The organism is Desulfitobacterium sp. PCE1, assembly GCF_000384015.1.
Classification (GTDB): Bacteria; Bacillota; Desulfitobacteriia; order Desulfitobacteriales; family Desulfitobacteriaceae; genus Desulfitobacterium; species Desulfitobacterium dehalogenans.
This window is the reverse complement of record NZ_KB913023.1, coordinates 1,005,543-1,031,339: the sequence shown is the minus strand read 5'-3', so window position 1 is coordinate 1,031,339 and position 25,797 is coordinate 1,005,543. Positions and strand designations below refer to the sequence as shown.

General features: G+C 44.9%; 23 protein-coding genes and 1 pseudogene. 6 read left to right on the top strand and 18 right to left on the bottom strand.

The annotated features are described in order from the left end of the window. Positions 1-203: 203 nt before the first annotated feature. Positions 204-1,664 (top strand): sodium/proline symporter PutP, encoded by a 1,461-nt coding sequence (gene putP, locus DESPCE1_RS0105100; protein WP_014793047.1) that lies wholly within the window; start codon positions 204-206, stop codon positions 1,662-1,664. 125 nt (positions 1,665-1,789) lie between these two features. Here the strand turns inward: putP and DESPCE1_RS0105095 are convergent, their stop codons facing one another. Then, positions 1,790-3,223 carry an NAD(P)/FAD-dependent oxidoreductase gene (locus DESPCE1_RS0105095; protein WP_019849711.1) on the bottom strand — a complete coding sequence of 478 codons (1,434 nt, stop codon included), beginning with the start codon at positions 3,221-3,223 and terminating at the stop codon, positions 1,790-1,792. A 311-nt stretch (positions 3,224-3,534) separates the two neighbouring features. Between DESPCE1_RS0105095 and DESPCE1_RS0105090 the strand changes: the two genes are divergently transcribed. Together DESPCE1_RS0105090 and DESPCE1_RS0105085 are read left to right on the top strand one after the other, a co-directional pair. Then, the gene (locus tag DESPCE1_RS0105090; protein WP_014793045.1) at positions 3,535-4,788 is read left to right on the top strand and encodes a DNA polymerase IV; all 1,254 of its coding nucleotides are present in this window, start codon (positions 3,535-3,537) and stop codon (positions 4,786-4,788) included. A gap of 23 nt (positions 4,789-4,811) precedes the next feature. Beyond that, positions 4,812-5,072 (top strand): hypothetical protein, encoded by a 261-nt coding sequence (locus DESPCE1_RS0105085; RefSeq protein WP_019849710.1) that lies wholly within the window; start codon positions 4,812-4,814, stop codon positions 5,070-5,072. Between the two features lie 119 nt (positions 5,073-5,191). On the opposite strand, the gene aroF is transcribed toward DESPCE1_RS0105085, so the two are convergent. The 5 genes from aroF to DESPCE1_RS0105055 form a co-directional block, all read right to left on the bottom strand. Then, positions 5,192-6,013, bottom strand: a complete 822-nt coding sequence (gene aroF, locus DESPCE1_RS0105080) for a 3-deoxy-7-phosphoheptulonate synthase (protein WP_019849709.1) — start codon at positions 6,011-6,013, stop codon at positions 5,192-5,194. Between the two features lie 153 nt (positions 6,014-6,166). Further along, entirely contained in the window at positions 6,167-7,054 is an 888-nt protein-coding gene (locus DESPCE1_RS0105070; RefSeq protein ID WP_242835364.1) for a hypothetical protein, read from the bottom strand. A gap of 96 nt (positions 7,055-7,150) precedes the next feature. Next, complete coding sequence (locus DESPCE1_RS0105065) at positions 7,151-7,825, bottom strand: DedA family protein (RefSeq protein WP_014793042.1); 675 nt, start codon at positions 7,823-7,825, stop codon at positions 7,151-7,153. A 307-nt stretch (positions 7,826-8,132) separates the two neighbouring features. Next, positions 8,133-9,068 carry a cysteine synthase A gene (gene cysK, locus DESPCE1_RS0105060; protein WP_019849706.1) on the bottom strand — a complete coding sequence of 312 codons (936 nt, stop codon included), beginning with the start codon at positions 9,066-9,068 and terminating at the stop codon, positions 8,133-8,135. Positions 9,069-9,238: 170 nt separating this feature from the next. Continuing rightward, entirely contained in the window at positions 9,239-10,150 is a 912-nt protein-coding gene (locus tag DESPCE1_RS0105055) for a LysR family transcriptional regulator (RefSeq protein ID WP_014792960.1), read from the bottom strand. 130 nt (positions 10,151-10,280) lie between these two features. On the opposite strand from DESPCE1_RS0105055, the gene DESPCE1_RS0105050 reads away from it, so the two are divergent. Next, positions 10,281-11,318 carry a YeiH family protein gene (locus DESPCE1_RS0105050; RefSeq protein WP_019849705.1) on the top strand — a complete coding sequence of 346 codons (1,038 nt, stop codon included), beginning with the start codon at positions 10,281-10,283 and terminating at the stop codon, positions 11,316-11,318. Between the two features lie 146 nt (positions 11,319-11,464). Here DESPCE1_RS0105050 and DESPCE1_RS0105045 read toward each other — a convergent pair whose 3' ends face one another. The 7 genes and pseudogenes from DESPCE1_RS0105045 to DESPCE1_RS0105015 form a co-directional block, all read right to left on the bottom strand. Beyond that, complete coding sequence (locus DESPCE1_RS0105045; protein WP_019849704.1) at positions 11,465-12,754, bottom strand: homocysteine synthase; 1,290 nt, start codon at positions 12,752-12,754, stop codon at positions 11,465-11,467. Positions 12,755-13,016: 262 nt separating this feature from the next. Next, complete coding sequence (locus DESPCE1_RS0105040; RefSeq protein ID WP_014792957.1) at positions 13,017-13,460, bottom strand: Rrf2 family transcriptional regulator; 444 nt, start codon at positions 13,458-13,460, stop codon at positions 13,017-13,019. An 85-nt stretch (positions 13,461-13,545) separates the two neighbouring features. After that, the gene (locus DESPCE1_RS0105035; protein ID WP_019849703.1) at positions 13,546-15,156 is read right to left on the bottom strand and encodes a PstS family phosphate ABC transporter substrate-binding protein; all 1,611 of its coding nucleotides are present in this window, start codon (positions 15,154-15,156) and stop codon (positions 13,546-13,548) included. A 1-nt stretch (position 15,157) separates the two neighbouring features. Continuing rightward, a pseudogene (locus tag DESPCE1_RS21760) lies at positions 15,158-15,530 on the bottom strand (DUF2500 domain-containing protein). Positions 15,531-15,719: 189 nt separating this feature from the next. Continuing rightward, the gene (locus DESPCE1_RS0105025; RefSeq protein WP_019849702.1) at positions 15,720-16,385 is read right to left on the bottom strand and encodes a P-II family nitrogen regulator; all 666 of its coding nucleotides are present in this window, start codon (positions 16,383-16,385) and stop codon (positions 15,720-15,722) included. Next, a complete protein-coding gene (locus DESPCE1_RS0105020; RefSeq protein WP_014792953.1) occupies positions 16,375-17,868 on the bottom strand; it encodes a DUF1538 domain-containing protein in 1,494 nt (497 codons plus the stop codon). Before DESPCE1_RS0105020 ends, DESPCE1_RS0105025 begins: the two co-directional genes overlap by 11 nt. Before the next feature lie 18 nt (positions 17,869-17,886). Further along, positions 17,887-18,234, bottom strand: a complete 348-nt coding sequence (locus DESPCE1_RS0105015) for a helix-turn-helix domain-containing protein (protein WP_014792952.1) — start codon at positions 18,232-18,234, stop codon at positions 17,887-17,889. A 305-nt stretch (positions 18,235-18,539) separates the two neighbouring features. Between DESPCE1_RS0105015 and DESPCE1_RS22320 the strand changes: the two genes are divergently transcribed. Next, entirely contained in the window at positions 18,540-18,839 is a 300-nt protein-coding gene (locus tag DESPCE1_RS22320; RefSeq protein WP_014792951.1) for a zinc-ribbon domain containing protein, read from the top strand. Between the two features lie 301 nt (positions 18,840-19,140). Then, entirely contained in the window at positions 19,141-19,590 is a 450-nt protein-coding gene (locus tag DESPCE1_RS0105005; RefSeq protein ID WP_014792950.1) for a MarR family winged helix-turn-helix transcriptional regulator, read from the top strand. Between the two features lie 97 nt (positions 19,591-19,687). Here the strand turns inward: DESPCE1_RS0105005 and DESPCE1_RS0105000 are convergent, their stop codons facing one another. From DESPCE1_RS0105000 to pckA, 5 genes are all read right to left on the bottom strand, one after another. Further along, a complete protein-coding gene (locus tag DESPCE1_RS0105000) occupies positions 19,688-20,605 on the bottom strand; it encodes a uroporphyrinogen decarboxylase family protein (protein WP_019849699.1) in 918 nt (305 codons plus the stop codon). Between the two features lie 28 nt (positions 20,606-20,633). Further along, complete coding sequence (locus DESPCE1_RS0104995; RefSeq protein ID WP_019849698.1) at positions 20,634-22,040, bottom strand: M23 family metallopeptidase; 1,407 nt, start codon at positions 22,038-22,040, stop codon at positions 20,634-20,636. 103 nt (positions 22,041-22,143) lie between these two features. Then, positions 22,144-22,356, bottom strand: a complete 213-nt coding sequence (locus tag DESPCE1_RS0104990) for a DUF3006 domain-containing protein (protein ID WP_014792947.1) — start codon at positions 22,354-22,356, stop codon at positions 22,144-22,146. 67 nt (positions 22,357-22,423) lie between these two features. After that, complete coding sequence (locus tag DESPCE1_RS0104985) at positions 22,424-23,347, bottom strand: ComEC/Rec2 family competence protein (RefSeq protein WP_019849696.1); 924 nt, start codon at positions 23,345-23,347, stop codon at positions 22,424-22,426. 60 nt (positions 23,348-23,407) lie between these two features. After that, on the bottom strand, positions 23,408-24,949 hold the full coding sequence (gene pckA, locus DESPCE1_RS0104980) for a phosphoenolpyruvate carboxykinase (ATP) (protein ID WP_019849695.1): 1,542 nt from the start codon (positions 24,947-24,949) through the stop codon (positions 23,408-23,410). Positions 24,950-25,797 lie beyond the last annotated feature (848 nt).

Sequence of the window (25,797 nt, the reverse complement as noted above, 5' to 3'; positions counted from 1 at the left end):
GATAATTTTAATGGTCTGAGGTTGCTTTTTCTTTTTCAAGCAGTTTAATGCAAGCAATTAATGAAATGAAAGAATATTAAAAAATAATGTATACTTATTCATTTCCCACTTATAAATCTATAGGTCTTATGATATTATTATGTGTACTATAATAGATACTTTTATATATAAAAACTTCAAAAAAGAAGGAGAGTGATGTTTGAGTGGTTGCTTTTTCGGTCATCTTCTACATGGTCATGATGCTGGCCATCGGGTATTATTCTTACAAGAGAACCACGAATCTATCCGATTACATGATTGGGGGACGAACTCTGGGCCCTGCGGTCACAGCTTTGAGCGCCGGTGCCTCGGATATGAGCGGCTGGCTCATGATGGGACTGCCAGGAGCCATGTTCGCTTCAGGAATCAGCTCTGGGTGGATTGTGGTCGGACTTACCATTGGTGCCTATTTTAACTGGCTCTATGTAGCTCCCCGCCTGCGTTCTTACACGGAAATTGCCAGTAATTCCATTACCATTCCCTCTTTCCTTGGACATCGTTTTCATGATACTTCCCATGTCATTCGTTTAGTTTCCGCACTCGTCATTATTATTTTCTTTACTTTCTATGTCTCTTCCGGTTTGGTTTCCGGCGCTGTTCTCTTCAATACAACCTTTGGTATCGGCTACCATACAGGGCTTTGGTTAATTCTTCTGGTTATTGTAGGGTATACCCTGATTGGAGGATTCTTAGCCGTTAGCTTTACGGACTTTGTCCAGGGATTAATCATGGTTACCGCATTAATCATGGTACCGATTGTTACACTTTGGTATAGCGGGGGCCTTGGATCTTCCTTCGCCACCATTCAAGCCATTGATCCAGCACTCTTAAATATCTTCACCGGAACCAGTGTTATTGGTATCATCTCCCTCTTGGCCTGGGGCTTAGGCTATTTCGGCCAACCCCATATCATTGTGCGTTTTATGGCCATCTCTTCAGTGAACGAGATCAAAAAGTCCCGCCGCATTGGTATGAGCTGGATGGTCTTCTCTGAAGTGGGAGCTATGTTTACCGGCCTCATAGGTATCGCTTACTTTGCCACTCATGGCCCTGCTCTGGCTGACCCTGAGACGGTATTTATCGAGCTGGGTAAAATTCTCTTCCATCCCATTGTCACCGGCTTCCTGATTTCCGCTATTCTTGCGGCTATTATGAGCACTATTTCCTCTCAGCTTCTGGTAACCTCCAGCTCCCTGACTGAGGATATTTATCGGATTCTCTTCCGTCGTGAGGCTAAAGATAAGGAGCTGGTTTTCGTCAGCCGTCTCTGTGTTCTGCTCGTTGCTCTTTTGGCCACCTATCTGGCCTGGACTCAGAATGATACCATTCTCAACCTGGTAGGCTATGCCTGGGCCGGTTTTGGTTCCGCCTTTGGTCCTGTTATTCTTTTAAGCCTCTACTGGAAACGGATGAACAAATGGGGAGCCCTGGCCGGCATGATTATGGGCTCAGCCACCGTTATCCTCTGGGAACAGTTCCCTGCCTTCGACGCAGTCTACGAAATGATACCCGGCTTTATCGTGGGCTTGCTTTCCATCCTTATCGTCAGCCTGCTGACCACTGAACCCTCAAAAGAGATTAAGGATGAGTTCGAAAAAACCGAAGCAGCGACTAAAAATGTCTGATTTACTAAAATAATATATGTTCGGAGAAAGGGCAGCCTTAAGAATACAGGCTGCCCCGAAAAAAAGATTCGGTCGCTCCCAAGTGCCAATCCACTCGGGGCGACCGAATCTTTTTTATATATTGATTACTTTTTTTCCTCAATGATATTTCGCGCGATCTTCACTCCGCAGGCCTCCGCCTGAGCCAGGCCCCGCGTCACTCCCGCTCCGTCTCCTCCAGCATAGAGTCCTTCAATCTCAGTCTCAAAGTTATTTTTGAGCTTAGGACGAGAAGAATAGAACTTGGCTTCCACTCCATAAAGCAGGGTGTGCTCGGAGGCTATACCGGGCGTTACTTTATCCAAGGCCTCAATCATCTCGATGATGCTCTTCATGGTGGAGTAAGGAAGCACCAGCCCCAGGTTACCGGGAACAGCCTCTTTTAAAGTCGGTTCCACAAAGCTTTCCTTGACACGCTTCTCTGTGGAGCGGCGGCCTTTCATAATATCCCCGAAGGTCTGCAGCAATACACTGCCGTTGGATAAATCATTGGCCAGCCGGGAAATGTTCTTGGCATACTCTGTAGGCTTGTTGAAGGGATAGGAGAAATTATGGGATACCAGCAAAGCAAAGTTGGTATTATTGCTGCCCAGATTCTTATCCCGATAAGCATGTCCATTGGCCAGCATGACCCCGGTATGATTCTCAATGACCACATGACCGGAAGGATTGCTGCAAAAGCTTCTCACGGTGGTACCTACGGAAGTCCGGTAGAGGAATTTTCCTTCGTACAAATTCTCGTTGATATCTTCCATAATGGTATCCAGGGTTTCGACACGAACTCCTACATCCACTTGGTTGCTGCTCATTTCCAGATTGTACTTCTTTAAGACATCTTTAAACCACTCTGAACCATCCCGTCCAGGAACCACTACCACCTTAGGAGCATAGTACTCTTCTCCCTTATTGGTACGGATTCCTTTAACCCGCAGGTGTCCTTCTCCTTCATCGGTCATAATATCAGCGACTTCCGTTTCGAACACCATATCGATTTTTCCTTTAAGGTACTCATAAATATCCTTGAGAATTTCCAGGTTTAATTCTGTTCCCAGATGCCGGACTTGAGCCCGAAGGAGCTTCAGGCCGGCTCCTAAGGCCTTCCTCTCAATCTCCTTTACCGCAGGAGTACTGGGATCCGTCAGTAAACTGGTGGCTCCATGGTTTAAGTTAATCTGATCCACATAGTGAATGAGACTCAAAACCTCAGAAGGAGGCAGATATTCGGTAAGCCATCCCCCAAACTCTGTGGTAATATTGAATTTTCCATCAGAATAGGCTCCAGCGCCCCCAAAACCGTTGGTAATAGAGCATGCAGGAGTACAGCTGGCAAATTCCCTTTGCTTATTGGGCGGCGGACATTTAGAAAGGGTTTTTTTCAAAATAGGGCAACTGCGTTTATAGATATCCCGTCCCTTTTCAATCAAAAGAACAGCAGCTTCAGGTGCTTTTGTGGCCAATTCATAACTAGCAAAAATTCCGGCGGGACCTGCCCCAACGATGATCACATCATACTTTTTCAAGGCTTATTCCTCCTCGGTTAAACTTAACTATAGCCAAACCTAGTAAACTATACCTTATGTTCTTTAATAATTCAAGCCTAAATCCGAACATTTTATTAAAATATCCACTTTTCGTTTGGATTCTTTAATTCTTTATTCAAACCACCTTAAACTTGGAAAACAAGGCATATTTTAACAATTATAGAATATTTGTTTCTATTGATGCAGAACATATATTCGCATATAATATATGAAGCAGATCATACAATCCTGTTTTATTTTAAAAACAATGTGTTGTAAAAAGGTTTCTCTACATAGGTGGTGATTAGATTTTGGGTAAACCTATCATTTTTCATATTGATGTTAACTCAGCCTATCTCTCTTGGGAGGCGACCTACCGCCTTCAGCAAGGAGATCCCCTGGATTTAAGAACCGTCCCTTCTGTAGTCGGCGGGGATCCCTTGACCCGGCACGGGATCGTCCTGGCCAAATCGATCTTAGCTAAAGAATACGGTATCAAAACCGGGGAAACCCTATATTCCGCCCTCTCCAAATGTCCGGACTTGATCATTGCCAAGCCTAATTATCTCCTCTTTCGTCAGTGCAGCAAAGCTCTAGGCGATATCTTAAGGGAGTATTCTCCTTTAATCCAACAATTTTCCGTGGATGAATATTTTCTGGACTTCACTTCCATGGATCTTCTTTTTGGGGACCCCCTGGCTATCGCTTATCAAATTAAAGATCGGGTTAAAAAGGAGCTGGGCTTTACTGTAAATATCGGCATCTCTACCAATAAGCTGTTAGCAAAGATGGCTTCGGAACTCCAAAAGCCCGACAAAGTCCACACCTTATTTCCTGAAGAGATTCCTGAAAAAATGTGGCCCTTGCCCATCGGAGAACTTTTCATGGTGGGAAGAGCAACTACCCGGAAACTTCTCTCCCGCAATATCAAAACCATTGGAGAGTTGGCACACACTGACCCCCGCCTCTTAAAAGCAATCTTGAAAAGCTATGGCCTTCTAATTTGGAATTATGCTCACGGAATCGAAAACTCTCCCGTCCGTCCCGGCGGAAGGGTAGAGGTCAAAGGCATGGGCAATTCCACTACCCTATCCTTCGATGTTGATAATCGCAAGGAGGCTCACCTGGTTCTGCTCTCCCTTGTTGAAACCGTCAGCGCCAGGTTAAGGCATAGTCAGTACTTCACCCGGCTGGTGTCCATCTCTTTTCGGACCAACGAATTTCTCTCCTATTCTCATCAACGAAAACTCTCCCAGGCCACAGACTGTACCAATGAAATCTGGGAGATTGCCTGTCGGCTCTTTGACGAATTATGGAAGGGCCAGCCCCTGAGACACCTGGGGGTTCGAGTCTCCGAGCTTTGTCAGAATGATTTCCTGCAGCTTTCCCTCTTCGCCAAGGATTATGAAAAGGAGCGAAAGGTGGATCAAGCTATTGATGGGATTCGCGAGCGCTTTGGCTCTCAGGCTATTATGCGCTCCTCTTATCTTCACTCCGGCCTTAAATCCATGACTGGGGGAGTCATCGCCGAAGAGGAGTATCCGACGATGACCAGCCTGCTTTAGCTCTAAAAAAAGGAGTGTTTTTAGTGAAGGTTATCATGCAACCCATTGAAATGATGGCCCATTTCAATGAATACGGCTTTCCCCGGCCGGTTAAATTCAAGGCTCGCTTCGAAGATATTCCTATTGTCATTGTCATTGACAAAATCATCTTAAAATCCGAGGAAAAAATAGCCGGCAATCCCATAATTATTTTTCGCTGTCAAAGTATTATCAACGGATTTCTTAAGATGTATGAACTCAAGTATGAACTCCATACCTGCGAATGGTTTTTATATAAGATATGACAAGTACGCTGCTGCAAAAGGAGGACCGTGAGCCGCCTTAGCTGCTCCCGGTCCCCCTTGCCTTATATTCAGGATTCACTTGCCAGATTTCTGCTTCCTTTTTCTATCCATAGATCAAACTATTGAGGATGCACTATACTCCGTCCGACGCTTTGTGCTATGGGTCGGAGCTCTGCAGAGAGCCGGGCAAACTGCTCCGGAGTGAGAGATTGGATACCGTCGCTTTGGGCTTCCCCAGGATTAGGATGGACTTCAATAAGCAGCCCATCGGCTCCTACCGCTATGGCAGCCTTGGCTAAGGAAGGAATGATATCCACCCTCCCAGCCGCATGGCTGGGGTCCACAATGACAGGCAGATGAGAAAGCACTTTCACTAAGCTCACCGCACCGAGATCCAAGGTATTACGAGTGCTGGGCTCAAAAGTACGAATCCCCCGCTCACAGAGAATCACTTGAGAATTCCCACCGGTTAGGATATATTCTGCAGCCGAGAGCCATTCCTCCACCGTGGCCGCCAGGCCCCTTTTAAGAATTACAGGAGTATTGGTCTTTCCCAAGAGCTTAAGAAGATGGAAATTTTGCATATTGCGAGAACCTACCTGCAGAATATCCACCTTATCCACCAGGGCTTCCAGGCTACGTTCATCCATAACCTCCGTCACGGTAAGGAGTCCATATTCTGCTGCAGCCTCCGCCAGATAGTCTATTCCTTCTTCCCCTAAACCCTGGAAGCTATAGGGGGAAGTACGGGGCTTATAGACTCCCCCTCTTAAAATCTTTCCTCCGGCCCCTTTGACCCCTTGGGCAGCGGCCCGCATCTGTTCGCTGGACTCTACAGCACAGGGACCGGCCATCAGTACGATCTCCTGGGCTCCAATGGTCGTATCCCCTACCCTGATCATACTTCGCTCATCCTTTAATCCCACTAAAGGCAAATTCATAACCCCAACCCCCTGATATAATAGTCCACGGCGCCCTCTTCCCGGGATGAAAGCCGTGGACTTTCTGTCTTACCGCTCACTTCGCAGAAAAATTTCTTTATATTATATCCCATAAACCATTCCCAATACAAGATCTCCCCAAGATATCTCCTTTTAATAAGAAAGTCGTTTCATTCCAAAAGGATCTACCTCCAGGTCAAAGGTTTCTCTTTGACCGTTCCATTTTATACTGAAACTATATCTGCCTTCGGCCTTATTCACCAAACCGCTCCCTCTGCCCAAACTGGCAAAACCATCGGGACGCAGGGTATGCTGTGTTCCACCGAAGCTGCCACTCGTACCTTCAAGGATATAGTTAAACGATTCTACTTGAGAAGGGTTCCCCTTATATTTGGCTCTAGCACTCTGTTCACTCCAGCCGTCATAACCCAGCACACCACGGTCATCTTTATAAAATTGGTTAAAGTAGTTAAGCACTACCTCAACCTGCCAATAGTGACCCTCCCCTCGGAAAATCAGGGTCTTCCCACCATTTAAGTCCCTCAACACCAATTCGGCAATTGCTTTTGACCGTTGTACATAGGAAGTATAGGCCGGCCCCATAGCCTTAAAGCCTTCTTCATCCAGCAAAGGGCAGTAAACGATGAACATATTCTTAGCCATCAGAATCTGAAAAAGCTGGCTGTAAGGTAAAAACATATCCATCATTTCGGAGTCAAGCCTCCAGTAATGCCCGGCCAGCTTTTTCCGTTCCCCATGGGAGGAAAAGGGGTATATCAATACTAAATCCTCAGAGTTGTGGATGCGGAATACTTCAGGTTCAATGCCGAACAGTGCCGTATTCTCAAATCCTTCTCTTCCCACAGATTCAAGCTTAAACCCTTTTTGACTAAAAAGCTTCGTGACCTCACTCAAGGTCAACGGGCGATACTCCAGCTCTTCCTTGGTCATTCCTGAAGATAATCCTATAGAACCGGCTATAACCACAAAAATTAACAGGATGACCACTAAGGATTGCGCTAGTTTCGCCTTATGCATCATATTCCTCCCCTTTCTTCTTGCTTACAAAAAATAAAGGAATTAACACTATTAACCAGTGTTAATTCCTTTTTCTATACCAGAACGAGAAAACCCTTTTTAATTTGATTCATTATTCGTGCTTACTTTCCGCTGGTTTCTCTCCTCCAGCCAACTCTTAACATAGGCATAAACCGCCGGCATAGCCGATATGCCAATAATGGCAAAAATCACCAGGGTGAAATTGTCCCGTACGAAAGGTAGACCGCCAAAGAAATAACCGGCGCAAAGAGCTATCGTAACCCACAGTAAGGCCCCTACGAAATTATAGGCAAGGAACCTCAGGTATTTCATTGTGCCGACACCTGCTACGAAGGGGGCAAAGGTTCGAATAATAGGAATGAAGCGGGCAATGATAATGGTCTTGCCCCCATGCTTCTCATAAAACCTTTGTGTCTTCATAAGGTTCTCATGATTAAGAAAACGCATCTCTTTGGAAAATACTTTTGGCCCTAAGAAGCGGCCGACCTCATAATTGACCGTATCCCCTAAAACCGCAGCCCCCAGCAGCAAGAAAAATAAAATCCGCACATCTAAAGCACCGGCGGCTGCGAAAGTACCTACTACAAAAATCAAAGAATCTCCTGGCAGAAAAGGGGTTACAACCAACCCTGTTTCAGCAAAGATAATCAAAAAGAGAATGAGATAAGTCCAAACCCCATAAGCAGCTATGATTTCACCAATATGACTGTCCAAGTGAATAAAAAAGTCCACCACGGTCTGTATAACTTCCAAAGTTTAACCCCCTAGATTGTATCATCAAAAACACTTCGTCCGCTAATTCTCTTCCGAATCATCATAGCTTTTTATCGAAAAAAAATCAAATAAAGTGAGGAGATTTAAGAAAAGATTAATAAAAAAAGAAAAAACCGCCTTAAAGAGACGGTTGAGCTTTTGACAAGAGTTTCCTCTTGTCTATTTAAAAGGTAGGAGAAGAATGTCGTTACCTGTATAGTATCACAACACCTTAAACTGCAGGTGAAGAAACTGTAAATAAAATGTTAATATTGTGTGAAAGAATTGACTAACTTCAATGATCCTCTTAGCCTTCTTGGAATAAGACGGTAGAGAGATATCTCTCTCCGGTATCCGGAAGCAGGACGACGATATTCTTCCCTTTATTCTCCGGTCTCTTGGCGATTTGGGTAGCCGCATAAGCTGCCGCACCTGAGGAGATTCCTACAAGCAGGCCTTCCGTCTTAGAGAGTTTACGGGAGGTTTCAAAAGCTTCGTCATTCTTGACCTGAAAGATCTCATCGATGACTTCTGAGTTATAGACACCAGGAACAAATCCGGCGCCAATTCCCTGAATCTTATGGGCTCCGGGGTTTCCTCCTGATAGCACCGGAGAATCTGCAGGCTCTACAGCGATGATCTTTACCCCTGGCTTCTTCTTCTTCAGGACTTCACCCACACCGGTTACCGTTCCGCCGGTCCCTACTCCGGCAACGAAGATGTCCACTTCCCCATCCGTATCTCTCCAGATTTCTTCAGCGGTGGTTTTTTTATGCATCTCTGGGTTAGCCGGATTGTTGAACTGTTGCGGAATAAAGGAATTCTTATATTCGGCAGCTAATTCCTCCGCTTTTTGAATAGCTCCTTTCATGCCGGCAGGTCCCGGAGTGAGTACCAACTCTGCACCCAGAGCTTTGAGCAGGTTCCTTCTTTCCACACTCATGGTTTCAGGCATGGTTAAAATCAAGCGGTATCCACGGGCAGCAGCTACAAAAGCCAGGGCAACTCCTGTATTACCGCTGGTGGGTTCAATAATGACCGTATCCTTGTTAATCAGGCCCTTCTCTTCAGCGTCTTTAATCATAGCATAACCAATTCTGTCTTTGACACTGGAAAGAGGGTTAAAGTACTCAAGCTTCGCTATGACCTTGGCCTCTAATTCATTGGCTTTATTATAATTGGACAGTTCTAATAATGGGGTATTTCCAATGAGGTCAGTTAAACTCTTGGCAATTTTCGACATGGTAGCAACCTCCTTAATGATAACGTTAAGCCTTCTTCAGCTTAAGGTTCAATAAAATATGCAGCGATTTATTCCTAGTATTCATATCTGTTTTGTTGAGTTTATTGTAATACCTTACTTGTTCTGCTGTCAATACCAAATTAATCAAATTCCAAAAAAACTCCTCTATTCTAAACACTATGCTCATGAGTATCCTGGCTGTAATGACTTAATTCCATCAGAAATACCTCTGAAGCCTTAGTAAAATAGGTTTCCTGGCCTCTCGCAATGATAAATTCCCGGGACAGTCGGGGCAAGTTTTGCTCAAGGGGTATGATCGCTAATTCCCCTGCCTTGATCTCTTTTTGGATAATAAGCTTTGACACTAAAGCAATTCCCAGGCCGTTTAGAACCGCTGCCTTAACCCCTGTGTTGCTGCTGAACACATAAGAATGTTTCACGGGAATCTTCAAGGTTTCTATAAAGCAATCACTCGATTCACGGGTTCCAGAACCTCCCTCCCGTAAAATCCATACTTGATCTTCAAGATCCTGAGCGCCCACACTCTTCATTTTAGCCAGGGGATGACTTGGCAAAGCAATCAAAACCATTTCATCCACCATGAAAGGCTCCAGAATAAACTCCTTGCCGGTAATTCTTCCTTCGACTAAGGCCACATCCAAACGGTTATGCCTTAACCCTTGAGCAATCTCTTCCGTGTTCCCAATGGTGACATTAATATTAAGATTAGGGTACCTTGTAGCCGTTTGACTGACCAATTCCGGAAGAATATATTCCCCTATGGTAAAGCTCGCTCCAATGCGAAGATTACCGGAAACAACACTTTGAATTTGATTGATCTTTTCTTTGGCCTCCTGATACTGATTGATGATTTTACAGGACTGTTCATAAAGAATTTCTCCGGCCGGGGTTAAATTCACATGTTTTGATGAACGATAAATGAGCTTTGTTCCAAACTCGTTCTCCAAGTTGCGAATATGTGAGCTCACTGCCGGTTGAGAAAGAAAGAGATCCTCGGCAGCTTTAGAAAAGCTTTTTTCTTCCGCTACTTTCTTGAAAATTTCCAAGGTGTCTGTAATCAATGGACTACCTCCTACTTTATAAGCATTCGCTATGTATAGTATAACAAATCCGGATTGCGTTTAGTTCCTTACCAAGGGTAAAGTAGAGATACGTTTTAATTCATTTTAATCTTTACCTTAGGAGGATACCATGGCAATCATAAATAATCTAACCCAAAAAAGAGAAAAACAGTTTCCTTTAGTTAAATTCCAGGTTGCACCCTTCATTCCAGGTGTACTCTTCACCACGGGAATTGCTGCAGTCGCTACAGGGATAGCTAACCTACCCGGTATCAATAAAATTGGCGCAATGCTTTGTGCGATTCTTATCGCTGTTCTTTATCGCAATACCCTGGGCTATCCGGAAAAATGCCGCACCGGAGTCCAGTTTACCGCCCAGAAAATCCTGCGCTTTGCTATTATTCTTTATGGCTTTCGCCTGAATATCCATTTGGTCTTTCAAGAAGGCCCCTCCCTTTTGTTTCAGGGACTATTCACCATTATCATCGCCGTCTTTACGACCCTTCTGGTGTCTAAATGGATTAAGGGGGACATGCAATTGTCCCTTCTGCTGGGAGTTGGTACCGGTATCTGCGGGGCTGCCGCCATTGCTGCAGTTGCTCCTATTCTAAAAGCCAAGGACGAGGATACTGCTGTCAGTGTGGGGATCATTGCTTTGATCGGTACATTTTTCACCCTTGCCTATACCCTGCTTTATCCCTATTTAGGCCTAACCGCCCTCCAATACGGAACCTGGAGCGGAATCACCTTACACGAAATCGCTCATGCAGCGGCGGCGGCTAATTCTGTGGGGGCCGATGCCCTGGCTGCATCCTTACTGGCTAAATTAGCAAGAGTCTTTCTCCTCATTCCCGTAAGCTTCATCCTTCTCTGGTGGGTACGCCGTCGGGACAAGGACACAGAGAAATCAACCCAAGGGCCCTCCTTTCCCTGGTTTCTATTAGGTTTCATCTTGACTTGCCTCATCGGAACCTATCTCCCTATTTCAAAAGAAGTCTTGAATGCTATTGCCTTTCTCTCATCCTTTTTAATGGCTGCGGCAATGGTGGGACTGGGACTCAATGTTCACTTAGCCAGCCTACGCTCGAGAGCCCTGCGCCCTCTCCTCGCTATGCTCGTCGCTTCTGTCTTCGTTTCCGCCTTCTCTTATTTCACCCTCATCCTTTAATCGTATAAGGCCATTCATAAGGAACGCCCCTGTGTCTTTCCGAAAGGGTAATATCTCCCTTTACGGACTTGCACAGGGGCAATTCTCTATTATTATTCAAAACATCATTTCCGCAAGAGCACCTTTGGAAAATACACTTCCCATTCTCAGCCGACGGCTTTCTTAAGGGCTTGATCAAGATCGTCGATGAGATCATCTGCATCTTCTATACCAATAGAAAGTCTGACCATATCCGGGGTAACTCCTGCCGCAATGAGGCCCTCTTCCGACAATTGAGCGTGAGTGGTACTGGCCGGGTGAATGACCAGGGACTTAGCATCGGCTACGTTAGCCAGCAAGGAGAAGATCTCCAGGCTATCGATGAATTTCTTGCCGGCTTCTACTCCGCCTTTAATACCAAAGGTAAAGATGGATCCCGCACCCTTCGGAAGATATTTTTGAGCAAGTTCATAGTATTGATTGTCTTTAAGGCTGGGGTAATTGACCCAAGCTACATGGGGATGACTGCTTAAGAAATCGACGATTTTTTTCGTATTGGCCACATGCTTTTCCACACGAAGAGAAAGGGTCTCCAGTCCCTGAAGGAACAAGAAGGCATTAAATGGGCTCAGTGCAGCTCCCGTATCCCGTAAAAGCTGTACTCTGGCTTTGGTGATATAGGCAACAGGGCCCAGGGCCTCCGCATAGTTCAGTCCATGATAGCTTTCATCCGGCTCAGTTAAACCCGGAAATCTCCCACTGCCGGCCCAGTCAAATTTTCCTGAATCCACAATGACACCGCCAATGGATGTTCCATGTCCTCCGATGAATTTGGTGGCTGAATGGACGACAATATCCGCCCCAAATTCAATAGGGCGAATCAGATAAGGTGTGCCGAAGGTATTGTCAACGATTAAGGGCACCCCGTTTTCATGAGCGATCTGAGCTACAGCCTCAATATCTATCAGATTGATGCCCGGATTCCCTATGGTTTCAATATAAAGGGCCTTCGTCTTTTCTGTAATCGCTTTTCTAAAATTCTCCGGATCATCGGGATTGACGAATACGGCTTTGAGCCCGAACTTGGGGAAGGTCGCCGAGAAAAGATTATAGGTTCCTCCATAAAGGGTACTGGCTGTGACAATCTCATCCCCTACCCCGGCAATATTCAAAATAGCATAGGTAATAGCAGCCGAACCAGAAGCGACGGCCAATGCCCCGACCCCACCCTCCAACGCGGCGATCCGCTGCTCGAAAACATCGGTGGTGGGATTCATGATCCGCGTATAAATATTGCCGCTTTCTTTTAAGCCAAATAAATTCGCCGCATGCTCCGCATTATCAAAGACATAGGATGTGGTCTGATAAATGGGTACAGCCCTTGAACCTGTGGTCGGATCAGCCGTTTGCCCTGCATGGACCTGTAGAGTATCAAATTTCAACTTTCTTCCGCTCATCATATCGCTCCTTTACCCTCAATCTAATTTTCCTGCTCATGAAGCATAACTTGGATAACAACTGGCAGTTCATAGTAATTTAATATGTTTACTATACTTTGAATAAAGTTTAAGTTCATTCCACCTTTTTGTCAATAGAAACAGCTCATGTATTATATATTTCTTCAACTCAATTTCCATCTATAGTCTAACAGATTTAAAAAAGCTAAACAATCTCCAGTATAAAGCAGCCCTCTGAAAAAAATCAGAAGGCTGTTTCACTTTAGATATAGTACATTATACCGCCATGCCCGCTCATGACATTATATTCCTGAACAAGATCCTCCAAGGTTATGGAATCCACGAACTCGTTAATCCGATCAGTCATCTGATCCCATACCTTAATTTGAATGCACTCCTGGATGCTCACACCGCCTTCACGGTCCAATTCCTCATTAGCAACGGATAAATCCCCTTCCAGGACTCTGAGAATTGTTCCGACTTTAATCTCAGCCGCTTTGTCCGCCAAGACATAACCACCTTGAGCACCTTTTACACTGTTGATAATCCCCGCCTTGCGTAATGCGGAAAAAACCTGCTCCAGATAGTTCTCAGAGATATTTTGGCGATCAGCAATATTGGAAAGAGGAACATGTTCTCCACGGGAATGAACGGCCAAATCCAGTAATGCCCGCAGTCCGTATCTTCCTTTTGTTGATATTTTCATTCCTTTAACACTCCAAGCTTAAGAAGTCATATTGGTTTAGTTTTAATGGTAATATGGATTCCATACTTTGTCAAACCCATGACCATTACGGTTCCAGAGGGATGTATCCAGTTTTCTCTATAAGGCTCTGCCCCTCTTCCGATAGGACCCACTGAATAAACCGCCCCACATTTTCTTGAGTATTGGACTTTAGGGTCACTGCGTAAACCGGAACGGTAAAGGGATAGGCTGCGTTGCGAACGGTTTCCGGGGTCGGTAGAACTCCATCCACTGCAAGATACTTGATCTGATTGTTTTTCACCATTTCCGAAGAATAATATAGGAAAGAATAACCTAAGGAATTCTTGGCATTTTTATAGTCCGCCACCCGACTGATGATCTCTCCCATTCCTCCCGCATAGGATTCCCGTGTGGGTTCAACCATAGTTTGACCTTGCATCACCCGATTTTGCATCACAGTCTGACTGCCAGAGTTCTCCGGCCGTTGAAAGGCTAGAATCTTCCGATTGGCTCCCCCCACTTCCTTCCAGTTCTTGATTTCCCCTGCATAAATCCCTTGAATCTGCTGGAGGGTAAGGCTTTCTACAGGATTTTCGGCATTGGTAAAGAAGACGAAGGCTTCACTGGCTATAGGGGTTAGCACAAACTCATCCCCCTGTGCCTTGATCTGCTCCTGGTGGGCTTGTGATGGCTCCGCCACAAAGATAATGTCCGTTTCTCCAGCCATAAGCCGTTCATAGGCCCGGTTCGTCTTAGAGCATTGTACAATATTAAGAGGGAATTCCTCACTTTGAACAAAAGCCAGCTCGAAGTCCTTCTCCCATTTTAGGTCGTTCTCACGGGCACTTTCACGATAATATTCACCAAGACCTTGATATACTGCCTCAACAAAAGCTCCATAGACAGGATAGACAGCAGTGGCGCCATCCAGACGTGGCATGGTCTCCAATTCTGTAAACTGGAGGCTGGTTGCTTGATCCAGGTGTGCCAGGCCGTTATTCTCTTTAAACGGGGCGATGCTTATGAGGTCAAATTCCGTAAGCTCGCTTCCCAGGGTGGATTCCCCATAGCGAATCTCTATCCAGCCATTGGCCAGAACATCCTTTGCCAAACCTCCGGAAATCAAAACCCCGCTTAAGCACAGCACAGCCAGTCCGATGTTGATTCCTTTTCGTTGCGGGACCGCTTCTGCCTTCCGGGACTTTTTAGAGAAGATCTCCTCTAAAAGAAACCCTGCCGCAAAGCCTATATATCCCATCAAATCGCCGACGATGAAGGCAGCCTGATTCCCCCACATAAATAGAACAAAGCCTAAAGGGAAATACAAAGGATTCTTCACAACCGTCCAAGACCACCATGAGGAGTGGATATTCCCTTGGGTAATCATTAAGAGCATCATTATAAATATAAGGGTATATAGGATAGGAAAGACTGCAGAGAAGTACCTTGCTTTCGGCGATTCGGGCTTGTTTTGAGCGAATCGGGAGTGAAGGAAACCGACGATTCCCCCGATGAGAAACGAACCGATAAAAGCAAGCAGTACATAGATGAGGTATACCGTATCATCCCCCCGACCCTCTGAAATAAAATTCAAACCGGAAAAGAATAATAACAGATAAAATGTTGTAAACAGAATAGGCACCGTCATCATCTGATTGAGTAATGTTTTAAAGATATAACGTTTACTCGATGCCATATTAACCTCTTTCCGGCTCTCTCAAGCGCTCAAACCCCAAATACCGGGTCCCTTGGAATGTAAGCTTTCCCAAATCCCCTTCAGCCAACATTCCATACTCCTTACCATTTACTGAAAATTCCATTCGATCCCCGCTTTCCACTTCAAAGGTTATATAATAGCTGGTGCTGCGATGGTTATGGTGTCCCGTTGCCATGATTATGATGGTGCGTGGTGACATGGTCTCTTTTGGCCACAATAAGGGAAGGCACGGTTAAAACAGGTTGGGAATTATTATAGTTCCATGTCCGTATCCCTTTGATGATACTGACTAAAATCAATCCAAAAACCACCACAAAACCTATGCTTATAATGACCGGGACAATCGTAAACATAATATCCGATGAAAAAAACAAACTGCGCCCCCTCCTTTTCAAGTCCTCAGCCTTCAAAATATATCCTCACAAAGTTTCTTAATAGAGGTTCTCTTTTTTTAAGGAAAGTCCTGCTATTTCAACTAAAAGAGCTTTCACCCAAAGCTTGATGCTTTAGATGAAAGCCCTTGTCGATACCGTATATGGCAGTTACTGCCTTAATCCATAAGTCTGAGTCACATCGAGAACAAAAATGATCCCGTTCCCCGGTTCATTAATATGAAGTTCATTGCGTATAGCAGTGACAATAGCTTCTGTGGTTTGACTCTCTGCTAAGATCATCACAATTTCCTTTTCCGGTTCGATAGCCATGGAGAACAAGGTGTGGGTCTCGTGAATTCCTGAGCCACGGGCATTGATGATGGTTCCTCCTCTTGAGCCGGCCTTCGTCGCTGCTTCCATGACCTCTTCAGCCTTACCCCTGTCCACTACAGTATAAATGGCATGATACATAGCAGTTTCTACACCTCGACTTTCTTGTTCACTGCGAAAGGAAAAATGACGGCCTACAAAACCTCTCACAGGACTTGTAAAGGCAATTCCGTGATTAGCCTTATGCAGCGCCAATTTTTCATCGATTACTTCTAAAGCATGCTCAGCTACCCTTTTTTCTCCGAGCATCAGCACAATTTCCTTGCGGATATCCGTCAAATCCAAAAACTTTAGAATAGGATTATTAACCGTACCTCGTCCTAAGAAAATCGTTCCCCCGGATATTCCACACTGTTTGGCAAGTTTGATTACTTTGCTTCCTACGCCAAAATTAACGACGAAACAAATTAATTCAAATTCCTTTCCATCAGAGCTAAGCTTCATTTTCCTTTAATCCTTCCTTCACCGATTTTATCTTAAAAATAAAACCTAAAGTCTGTAAAGCAATAATTGGAGTCATAGCCACCATGGCAATTATTCCGAAACCATCCACCATGACATTAGCCCCTTCGACAGCTTCAGCGGCACCCTGAGCAAAAGCCAGGATAAATGTTGCCGTCATGGGTCCGGAGGCGACCCCCCCTGCATCAAAGGCCATTCCCACAAATAATTTCGGAACGAAATACATCATGAGAATGGAGACTACATAACCCGGTAAAAGGAAATGCCACAACTGAAGTCCTGGGATCAAGATTCGAATCATCGATAATGAAACTGCAAATGCAACTCCAATGGAAAGAGCTATCAAAACAACAGGTCTCTTTACATATCCACTTGTAACATCTTCTATTTGATGTGTCAAGACATAAACTGCAGGCTCCGCCAAAATGACCACCAGGCCGAGAATGAAGCCGATGGAGATAATAATAAATTTATTATCCATAACTGCTACATTATAGCCAATCTTGCTGCCGACCTCCATAAAGCCTGCATTAACTCCTGTCAGAAACAGAACTAAGCCAATAAAGGTATACACCAACCCTTTTAACACTTTACGAAAAGCCTTTGGCGATATTTTGAAAGATACTTTTTGAAAAACAAAAAACATCAGGATAACGGGCAGCAAGGCTATGAAGATTTCAAAAGCTATGGTGGGAAGCTTGTCGATAAAAGGCGCCAAAAAGGAGGCCGAGACCTGAGTGGACTCTTGAAGACTCCCTGTGATCTTATCCTGTTCAGATAAGATACTCATCATCATGACCGCAATGATTGCACCAGTTGAAGTAACGGCTACGAGACCGAAACTGTCCTTTTCTGAAGCCTTGCCATCCTTCTTTAAGGATGAAACCCCCAAGGCCAAAGCCAGCATGAAGGGTACAGTCAACGCGCCGGTAGTTGCCCCGGAAGCATCGAAGGAAATGGCAAGAAACTCCGAGGACGTAAAAAAGCTCAGACCAAGGATGATTAAATAGAGAACCGTGAGCAATTTATAGAGAGGAATATTATATATTATTCGGACTAAGCCGCTTGTGAGCATGACAGCAATACCTATGGAAACCACGACAACAATACTTAACTTTGATATGACACCTGAAGTAACCATACCCACTTGTCCTGCAAGAATATGAAGGTCAGGTTCAGCAATGGATATGAAAAACCCTAATAACAAACCAGCCACTACAATGATCCATAATCTGTTACTCTTTGCTAAGGCTCCACCCATCAGGGTGCCTATTTTGCTAATCCCTATATCCACCCCAAAAAGGAAGATGGATAACCCCAAAACAATAAATAACGCTCCTAAAAGAAACCGGAAGACCAATAAAGGTTCCATGGGAACAATTGTGAAATTTAGAGCCAATACAAGGATGACGATAGGTCCAACGGAGATTAATACTTCTTTTAATTTCTCTAAAAGTACACTCAAATAAACTTCACTACCCTTCTATACTATGTCTTGCTGCGCCTTGGTACGCTTATAACGCAGGTATTCAATAAACCTCTCCACCTCCTCAATTTCATCTTTCGAAAGATCCCCACAATCGATATGCTGTGAAAACTCAGCATTGGGTGAGCTATCCTCTAAGTACCCTGCTACTTTCATTAGTTCGTTGTAGCTTAAATCCAGGGCGAGAGCAATAGCTTTTAGTACGCAAGGCGAGGGATGCTTTCGTTCTCCATTTTCTAAGCGATAAATTTCTGTATGGCTCAGCCGTGCAAGCTCTGCAAGTTTGCGCATAGAGATTTTGCGCGCAATACGTTGAGCCGAAATATAATGGCCAATATCGACCAATTCAAGCACCTTCTTTTGGGTAAATAAGGTAAATATTTTTTTATAATAACTAAACAATTATATCACTTTAGTATCCTATTGTCACCAAAACACACAAAAATGGTGACAATAGGATACTAAACAAATCTCATTGTTCATATATTGAAACTATTCCATACAATTGTTGACTACCTGGCAAAGATTAGGTATAATGGAGAAAACTCGTTAGTTCTTGTGGATGAAAACCTTCTCGATTGCCTGTGGCTTTGGGGAGCAGGACTCTTCCCATACAACGGGTGGAATTTAAATCTGGAGGTTTTTTTTAGATGTTTGCAGACAAAGTTTTATCCTGTAAAGACTGTGGTGCAGAATTTGTATTCTCTGCTTCAGAGCAAGAATTCTACGCAGAAAAAGGTTTTACAAACGAGCCTGGTCGTTGCCCTTCCTGTCGCGCTGCCAGAAAAGCTCAAAACCGCAACGGCGGATACTCTTCCCGCCCACAGCGGGAAATGTTCCCCGCTGTTTGTTCATCCTGCGGAAAAGAAACTACAGTTCCTTTCCAACCCACAGGTGACAAACCTGTATATTGCCGTGATTGCTACACCCCTCGTAAAAGCAACTGGTAATCTATAGCGCTCTATCGCCAGTGAAGAACTTTGAGTCATGACTCAGAGTTCTTTTTATATGTCATCTCTTTACCTCTCCTTCAGTAGTCATTTTTTATCCTATCTTGTTCTTTAATTCGCAAAGAATATTTATTCTAATTATAATAATTAATATATTATTTTTAGGTATATTAAATATTATTATTTACTATATTTAAAAAATAAATGTTAACTTTCTATGAATTTATTCACTAATTACTTGCTTATGCAACAAAAAATAGGTATGATAGAGCCAAAAGGAACAATATTGTGAGGTCTTATTATGCCAACATTTCAAGAATATACCGCAAAATCGTTCGGATTTCATCTGAATAAGGCGGCACGTCTTATTTCAGGTCGACTGAGTCATAACTTCAAGTCAAATAATTTCGACGTAACAATAGAACAATGGAGATTACTCCTCTATTTATGGCGCGAAGACGGTCAGACCCAAAACAGTTTGGCTCTGAGTAGCAATAAAGATGAACCCAGCGTTTCCAGGATCATCAACACCATGGAAAAGCATAATCTTGTGGTCAGAACACGACACCCTCATGATCGTCGAACAAATCTCATCTATCTTACTGAAACCGGAAGAAACCTTAAAGATGGTCTCATGGCTATGGGCGACAAAACAAACAAAGAAACTACCCAAGGGGTTGATCCCGAGGATTTGGTCATTTGTATTAAGGTCTTACAGAAGGTCATCGATAATCTTTCTGCTCCCAATTAAGTGAAATTAATCATTTTTCCAAAAGAAGGTTGACGAAAGGGTTGACGAAAGGATTGTCAATCCTTTTGTCAACCCTCTTTTTTTGTGTCTCTAATGTTCAAGACATCCCTTCACAGCACTTTATCTTATCAATATAACGATAGACCTCTAAGACGGCCTGGGGAGAAAGGCCCGCATCAAGGATTCCGGCACTGCTGCCAAAAATATAGCGTCCAGGCATAGCCGTCTTGAATAATTCATCCACCTTAGAAGTTCCTCCGGTCTCAAACCAGCCCAGCTCATACCCGCCCATAAGGCACATATCTCCGCCTACAGCTTCTCTTACCTGAGCAAGATCCATGACAGACTCCAAGGAGTGAATTCCGTTAAAGCCTATTTCCTTTAAATCCTGGAGAATGAGCCGGATATCCCCATCCGAATGAAAGAATATCGGTATCTCTCTCCCTGTGACTTCCCGGGCTGTACGACTTAAGCCCTGAAGGAGTTCCTTAAGATACGGAAAAAACATCTCCCTCATAATCCGGGGAGAAATATACAGTCCATGGTTATAGGCGATATCGTCGGCTATGAAAAGGCCATGGGCACCGGAAGTGATCGCAGCTCTCCCCAGGTTCAGGCTCCTTTGGACCGATTCCTTGACAAGCTCCTCGATTTTTTCTTTATCCCTCATGGTATCCATTAAGAAATCTGTAAAGTCAGGATAAGTATATCCCACTCCCTGAAAGGGACCGTCAAGCAAAGAAAAGAGGAAAAAGTCACTTTCCTCTTGCCATTGCTGCAGTTCTGCCCATGGTCTACCCGGCTTTTTTTGATCGGCCATAAAAACAAGGGTATCAAGACCTAATAATTCACAGGCCTTCATCCTGGCCTCAAGGTCAACCGATTGTGGGCTTGGGGATGGAGACAACTGAAGAAGCCTGGAGACCAGGGCATCCTCAATAAAAAACTCCCCTTTGGGAAGCTTATCCACCGCCTCCCCACGTATCATTGCTAAGACCCTTTCAATCTTCGTCATATTCCCTCCGAACAACTAACAATCCGTATTATCTTACGTAATTTGCGGGATTTACGGTATCTCCATTGACGATGATTTCAAAATGAAGGTGAGATCCTGTGGAACGACCTGTGGAACCGACCAAGCCAATGGTTTCACCTTGAGAAACAGATTGTCCGACATTAACCAGTAATTTGGAAGCATGAGCATAACGGGTTTGAATCCCATTGCCATGGTCAACCAAAATGCTGTTTCCATAGTTCCCTTGCCTTCCTGCGAAAATGACCGTCCCGGCAGCTGCCGCCACAAAGGGGTCACCGGTGGATCCCGCATAATCTATTCCAGTATGAAATTCGCTGCCACGATATCCATAATAGGAACTGACATATCCTCCGTAGGGTCTTACTAAGCCCGGCACTAAACCGCTACCCCGGGAAGCGCTGGCCACCTGCACTCGCTGGGGTCCCTTAGTCACCACTTGATTCACCGCTTCTTTAGTCACCTTCTCGTCCACAACGGCCTTGGTGACCACTTTATCGTTTTTCTGCACATACGAATATGTAACAACCTTTTCCCCGTCGGAGCCGGCTTTCGTAACTTTTGATGTACCACTGGCTAATTTACTGTCAATCTTAGTCTCTACATCGAAAGGTATGGTTTCTGTGACAATACTGGTTCCCTCAAAAACAACAGTAAGATAAGGGCTAACCTTCTCAATATTGATCTTTTCTCCGGGTTTAATAATAGTATCGAGGGTCGCTCCCGGGTTAGCAGCAAGAACCTCCACTGTTTTCAGGTCATTCTTACGGGCAATCAGCCACCAGGAATCGTTCTCTTCCACCACATATTCTTCTTTTTGCACATTACCCTGTTTCAGTACTTCCAAGGCCTTTTCCACAGTGGTGATCTCCTCGGGCAAGGCTTCTACATCTTGAGTTTTGATCTCTTCCTCAAAAGCCACCGAACTCAGTTTATTGTTCTCATCTTCTTTGACGTACATTTCCTGGTAGGCTTTTAAAAGCTCATCTGCTTCCTTTTGGTTTGCTAAGGTAAACATGGAATGGCCTGCGATTTGCAATTCCACCGCTTCAATAAAGAAGGACAGCTTACCTTTAAGCTCTTCTTTGGTTAAAGGAGTGTACCCATTATCAATTCGTGCCGTGTTAAATTCGATGTGATCATGAATCTGGGCGGCTTCTCCGAAAGCCTCTCCTTCTTCTTCAAGGATCTGTTCCAGCAGCTCTTCCCCGCTGCCGACGCTTTCCACAATACCTACCGTTTCACCATTTACGACCACATAGGCCGCAGGAGCTGTGGTATTAAGATAATACCCACCGCCTCCCAGCACCAGCAGTGCCGCTAAGGCTCCCCCAATCATTTTGGGAGACTTCCATGGTAATTTATTTAAGGCTTTAACCCAAGATTTTGGATCTACGTTGATTTTCACAGGCTGCATTATTTACCCCCCACCACTAACAACTCACAACCATTATACAGGATGGTTGTGAAGATTTTGTGAAAATCTTTAAATTTTTTTCTATTTAACTTTCAAAACCGTTCTATTCCCACAATTCTCGACTTAATTCTTCAATTCTTTTTCTCCGCTTCACCGTTTCAGAACGGTCAATCTGATACTCCCCATTGACCAGAACAAGAGCGTCTCCTTCTTTCGCTTCTCTAGGGAGAGCATGACGCGGAATAGTGATTGTCACCCGATCTTCTTGTTCAATCACTGCAAACTCACCTTCAAAACGATCAATAATTCCTTTCATTTTCAAGCAGCTCCTTTCTTAGATTTAAGAGGATTCTTCAGTTAATCTTCTCTTAGCTTAATCGACCTCATGGATTTGTTAAGGCAAATGTAAGTGTCGAGCCATCGGATGTTACCGTTATGGTCCCCGCTTGGTCCGTTCTGTAAATCACAGCTCCCTTCTCCCTTAACCGCTTAAGAACCTTTTCTGTCGGGTGGCCGTAGCTATTATCCTTCCCCACAGAGATAATAGCATGCTTGGGATCTACAGCAGTGAGAAAATCTTTCGTAGTCGATGAGCTACTTCCGTGATGGCCAACTTTTAAGACATCAGCCTTAAGGTTTACACCCGAGGCCAGCATTTCTTTTTCCGAGACATCTTCCGCATCTCCTGTAAAAAGAAAGGCATTGGCTCCATAGACTAAGCGCAGGACGATACTGTAGTTATTCAGATCCTCATATTTACCGGACATGGGGGCCAGGATTTCAGCTGATACGGGAGGCAGGCCTTCCACAGGCAGCCCTAAATCCAACTGGACTCCGGCCTTCCCTTCCTTGATCTTCAAGCCTTTCTCTTGGACAGCCAACAGAACGTCCTCAAAGGTCCTGGTATTATGGGTCACCTTGGGCATAATCACCTGCCCGATCTTAAAATTCTCGATAACCTTGTCCATACCGCCAATGTGATCTTCATGAGGATGGGTTCCAATAAGTATATGGATTTCCTTGATGCCCTGATCCTCAAGATACTTGATTAAGAACTCCCCATCGTTATTTTTTCCGGCATCGATCACTATGTTTTTGCCGTTAGGAATCTGAATCAGGGCCGCATCAGCCTGACCGACATCAATAAAACTTACCTTCAAAGGACTTCCTATATTCTGCTCTTCTTTAAGGTTATTTTTTTTATCCTGGGAATCCTGAGGGTTGGGATTCGTGAGGCCTGCGCAGCCTACCAGCGCTATCGCCAGCAGAATAACCAAAAGAAAGCTCCCTATTTTATAGCCTTTCACGGCATCTCTCTCCTTCCCAAAGGAAGATCCTGAATGCTCTACAGCATCCAGGATCTCTTATTAGACTTTTGGTCCTGCTTGGCGAATTTCTGCAGCGGCCTGAGCAAATTGCTCGAAGTTTTTTCTAAAGCGCTGAGCCAGCTCCTTAGCATTAACGTCATAAGCTTCTTTATTCTGCCAAGTCATTCTTGGATTTAAGACTTCACGGGGTACTCCTTCCACCTGATCAGGAACCAATACTCCAAAATTCGGATCGGCGGTGAATTCAGCCTGTTCTAAGGTACCGTTGAGGGCGGCTGTAATCATCGCCCGGGTGTAGCGTAAATTGATACGTTTACCCACCCCGTAAGTACCGCCGGACCAACCGGTATTGACCAGATAGACCCGGGTACCATAGGTATCAATTCTCTCTCCCAGCATTTCCGCATACACTTGAGGGGCCAAAGGCAGGAAGGGCGCACCAAAGCAAGTGGAAAACGTTGCCTGAGGCTCTGTAATCCCCCGCTCAGTTCCAGCCAGCTTGGAGGTATATCCCGACAAGAAATGATACATGGCTTGTTCCTTTGTGAGTTTGGAGATGGGAGGGAGTACCCCAAAGGCATCCGCTGTGAGGAAAACAATAACCTTAGGCTGTCCCCCTACACCTGGGATTACCGCTCCTTCGATATAATCAATGGGATAGGCAGCCCGTGTATTTTCCGTCAATGTGGAATCATCATAATCGGCAACCTGAGTATCCGGACTAAGAACGACATTCTCCAGGACCGTTCCGAAGCGAATAGCATTCCAAATCTGAGGCTCCTTTTCTTCGGAAAGGCTGATGCATTTTGCATAGCAGCCCCCTTCAAAATTAAAGATACCGTTCTTCGACCAACCATGCTCATCATCGCCGATTAAGCAGCGCTCCGGATCAGCGGAAAGAGTGGTCTTTCCCGTTCCGGACAAACCAAAGAACAGGGCGACATCCCCATCCTTACCGACATTGGCTGAGCAATGCATGGGCATGACTTCTCTTAATGGCAAATAGTAATTCATGACACTAAAGATGGACTTCTTCATCTCACCGGCGTAATGAGTTCCCCCAATCAATACCACTCTTTTTTCAAAGGAACACATGATAAAGGCCTCGGAATGAGTTCCATGGATTTCCGGATTGGCTTTAAAGCTGGGGACTGCGATAATGGTAAACTGGGCCTGATGGTTTGCCAGTTCCTCTTGAGTGGGACGAATAAAGAGTTGATGTACAAAGAGATTTTGCCAGGCGAACTCATTGATGACCCGGATGGGAAGGCGGTATTCTTCATCTGCTCCGGCAAATCCATCGAAAACAAACAATTCTTTTTTAGTTTCTGTATAGGTTTTAACCTCATCATAAAGCTTTTCAAAGTATTCCTGGGAAATGGGGCGATTCACAGAGCCCCAGTCAATCCGATCATGAACTGAGGGCTCGTCGACGATAAATTTATCGAGAGGGGAACGTCCCGTATATTTCCCCGTACTTACACGAAATGCTCCACTGGAAGCAAGAGTACCTTCTCCACGCTTAAGGGCCATATCAACTAATTCTGATACCTCTAAGTTATGATGAATAATTTGATCCATGATAACGCTACTCCTTTTTCCGTGATTAAAATATACAAAATACATTGGACATACAACACACATTCACCATTATAGCAGTAGAGAGCTGGATTTGGCACCCATTTTTTCATTTTTTCCACGATAAAGGACTTATTATTGTTATTTCAGAGTAGACCCCCATGCAGCAAGTGGAACCAGCGAAGGAGGAAACGTATTGTTCGGGTCGTGTAGCTTTACGCACAACGAACCTTCGGGCGTGAGCTCCTGAAACCCTCCACCGGAGGCTTTCTTCATCGGAGCTCACGTACTCCATAGCTCCAGGGTTGGTCAACTCGCTTTCTTAACAGCTCCGCCAAACCCCGCTGCTTTCTGCATGTAAACCGTGGCTGCGCTACGTTAAGAAAGCCTCGTTGACCTGACCGCCCCTCCGCTAAATACGTTCGCTTTTGTGCGTAAAGCTACGCTTGCGGGTCTCCTTTCAGCATTGCTTTAGGGTACTTATCGTATTTTTGAGGGTCATTCGGAGCCCTTCCCGGAGTAGTCGACCATGCCGCTCAAGCGGCGTCGGTAAAGACGGAAAAAGCGGCTTGGGTTAGGGGCACTTACCCCGCATTTTCCACAACGCCCCCGCTCGCACAGGCCCCGAAAAGCAGCCCAAGGATTTTGCTTTACAAAAGAGAGCGAATTTAAGCGAGTGGAAACAAAACTTCGCGAAAAGCACGCAGCGGAGAAAGGTTGGAAACAGGACGTTTCCAACCCGCCACTGAGCAGGAGCGATTTGGCGGGGCACCTTTCGGAGCGGAGGGCTTGAGCGTTAGTTTTGTCCGCGCAGCTTATTGAGCGAACGGTGTAAAGCAAAATCCTGGAGA

Excerpts from the sequence above, each read along its gene's own strand:
- DESPCE1_RS0105070 (WP_242835364.1), bottom strand. The coding sequence starts at position 7,054 with ATGATGCATAAGGCGAAACTAGCGCAATCCTTAGTGGTCATCCTGTTA.
- DESPCE1_RS0105035 (WP_019849703.1), bottom strand. The coding sequence starts at position 15,156 with ATGGCATCGAGTAAACGTTATATCTTTAAAACATTACTCAATCAGATG.
- DESPCE1_RS0105025 (WP_019849702.1), bottom strand. The coding sequence starts at position 16,385 with ATGAAGCTTAGCTCTGATGGAAAGGAATTTGAATTAATTTGTTTCGTC.
- pckA (WP_019849695.1), bottom strand. The coding sequence starts at position 24,949 with ATGGATCAAATTATTCATCATAACTTAGAGGTATCAGAATTAGTTGAT.
- DESPCE1_RS0105050 (WP_019849705.1), top strand. The coding sequence starts at position 10,281 with ATGGCAATCATAAATAATCTAACCCAAAAAAGAGAAAAACAGTTTCCT.
- DESPCE1_RS0104995 (WP_019849698.1), bottom strand. The coding sequence starts at position 22,040 with ATGCAGCCTGTGAAAATCAACGTAGATCCAAAATCTTGGGTTAAAGCC.
- DESPCE1_RS0105005 (WP_014792950.1), top strand. The coding sequence starts at position 19,141 with ATGCCAACATTTCAAGAATATACCGCAAAATCGTTCGGATTTCATCTG.
- DESPCE1_RS0105000 (WP_019849699.1), bottom strand. The coding sequence starts at position 20,605 with ATGACGAAGATTGAAAGGGTCTTAGCAATGATACGTGGGGAGGCGGTG.
- cysK (WP_019849706.1), bottom strand. The coding sequence starts at position 9,068 with ATGTCGAAAATTGCCAAGAGTTTAACTGACCTCATTGGAAATACCCCA.
- DESPCE1_RS22320 (WP_014792951.1), top strand. The coding sequence starts at position 18,540 with ATGTTTGCAGACAAAGTTTTATCCTGTAAAGACTGTGGTGCAGAATTT.
- aroF (WP_019849709.1), bottom strand. The coding sequence starts at position 6,013 with ATGAATTTGCCTTTAGTGGGATTAAAGGATGAGCGAAGTATGATCAGG.
- DESPCE1_RS0104990 (WP_014792947.1), bottom strand. The coding sequence starts at position 22,356 with ATGAAAGGAATTATTGATCGTTTTGAAGGTGAGTTTGCAGTGATTGAA.
- DESPCE1_RS0105040 (WP_014792957.1), bottom strand. The coding sequence starts at position 13,460 with ATGAAAATATCAACAAAAGGAAGATACGGACTGCGGGCATTACTGGAT.
- DESPCE1_RS0105045 (WP_019849704.1), bottom strand. The coding sequence starts at position 12,754 with ATGAGCGGAAGAAAGTTGAAATTTGATACTCTACAGGTCCATGCAGGG.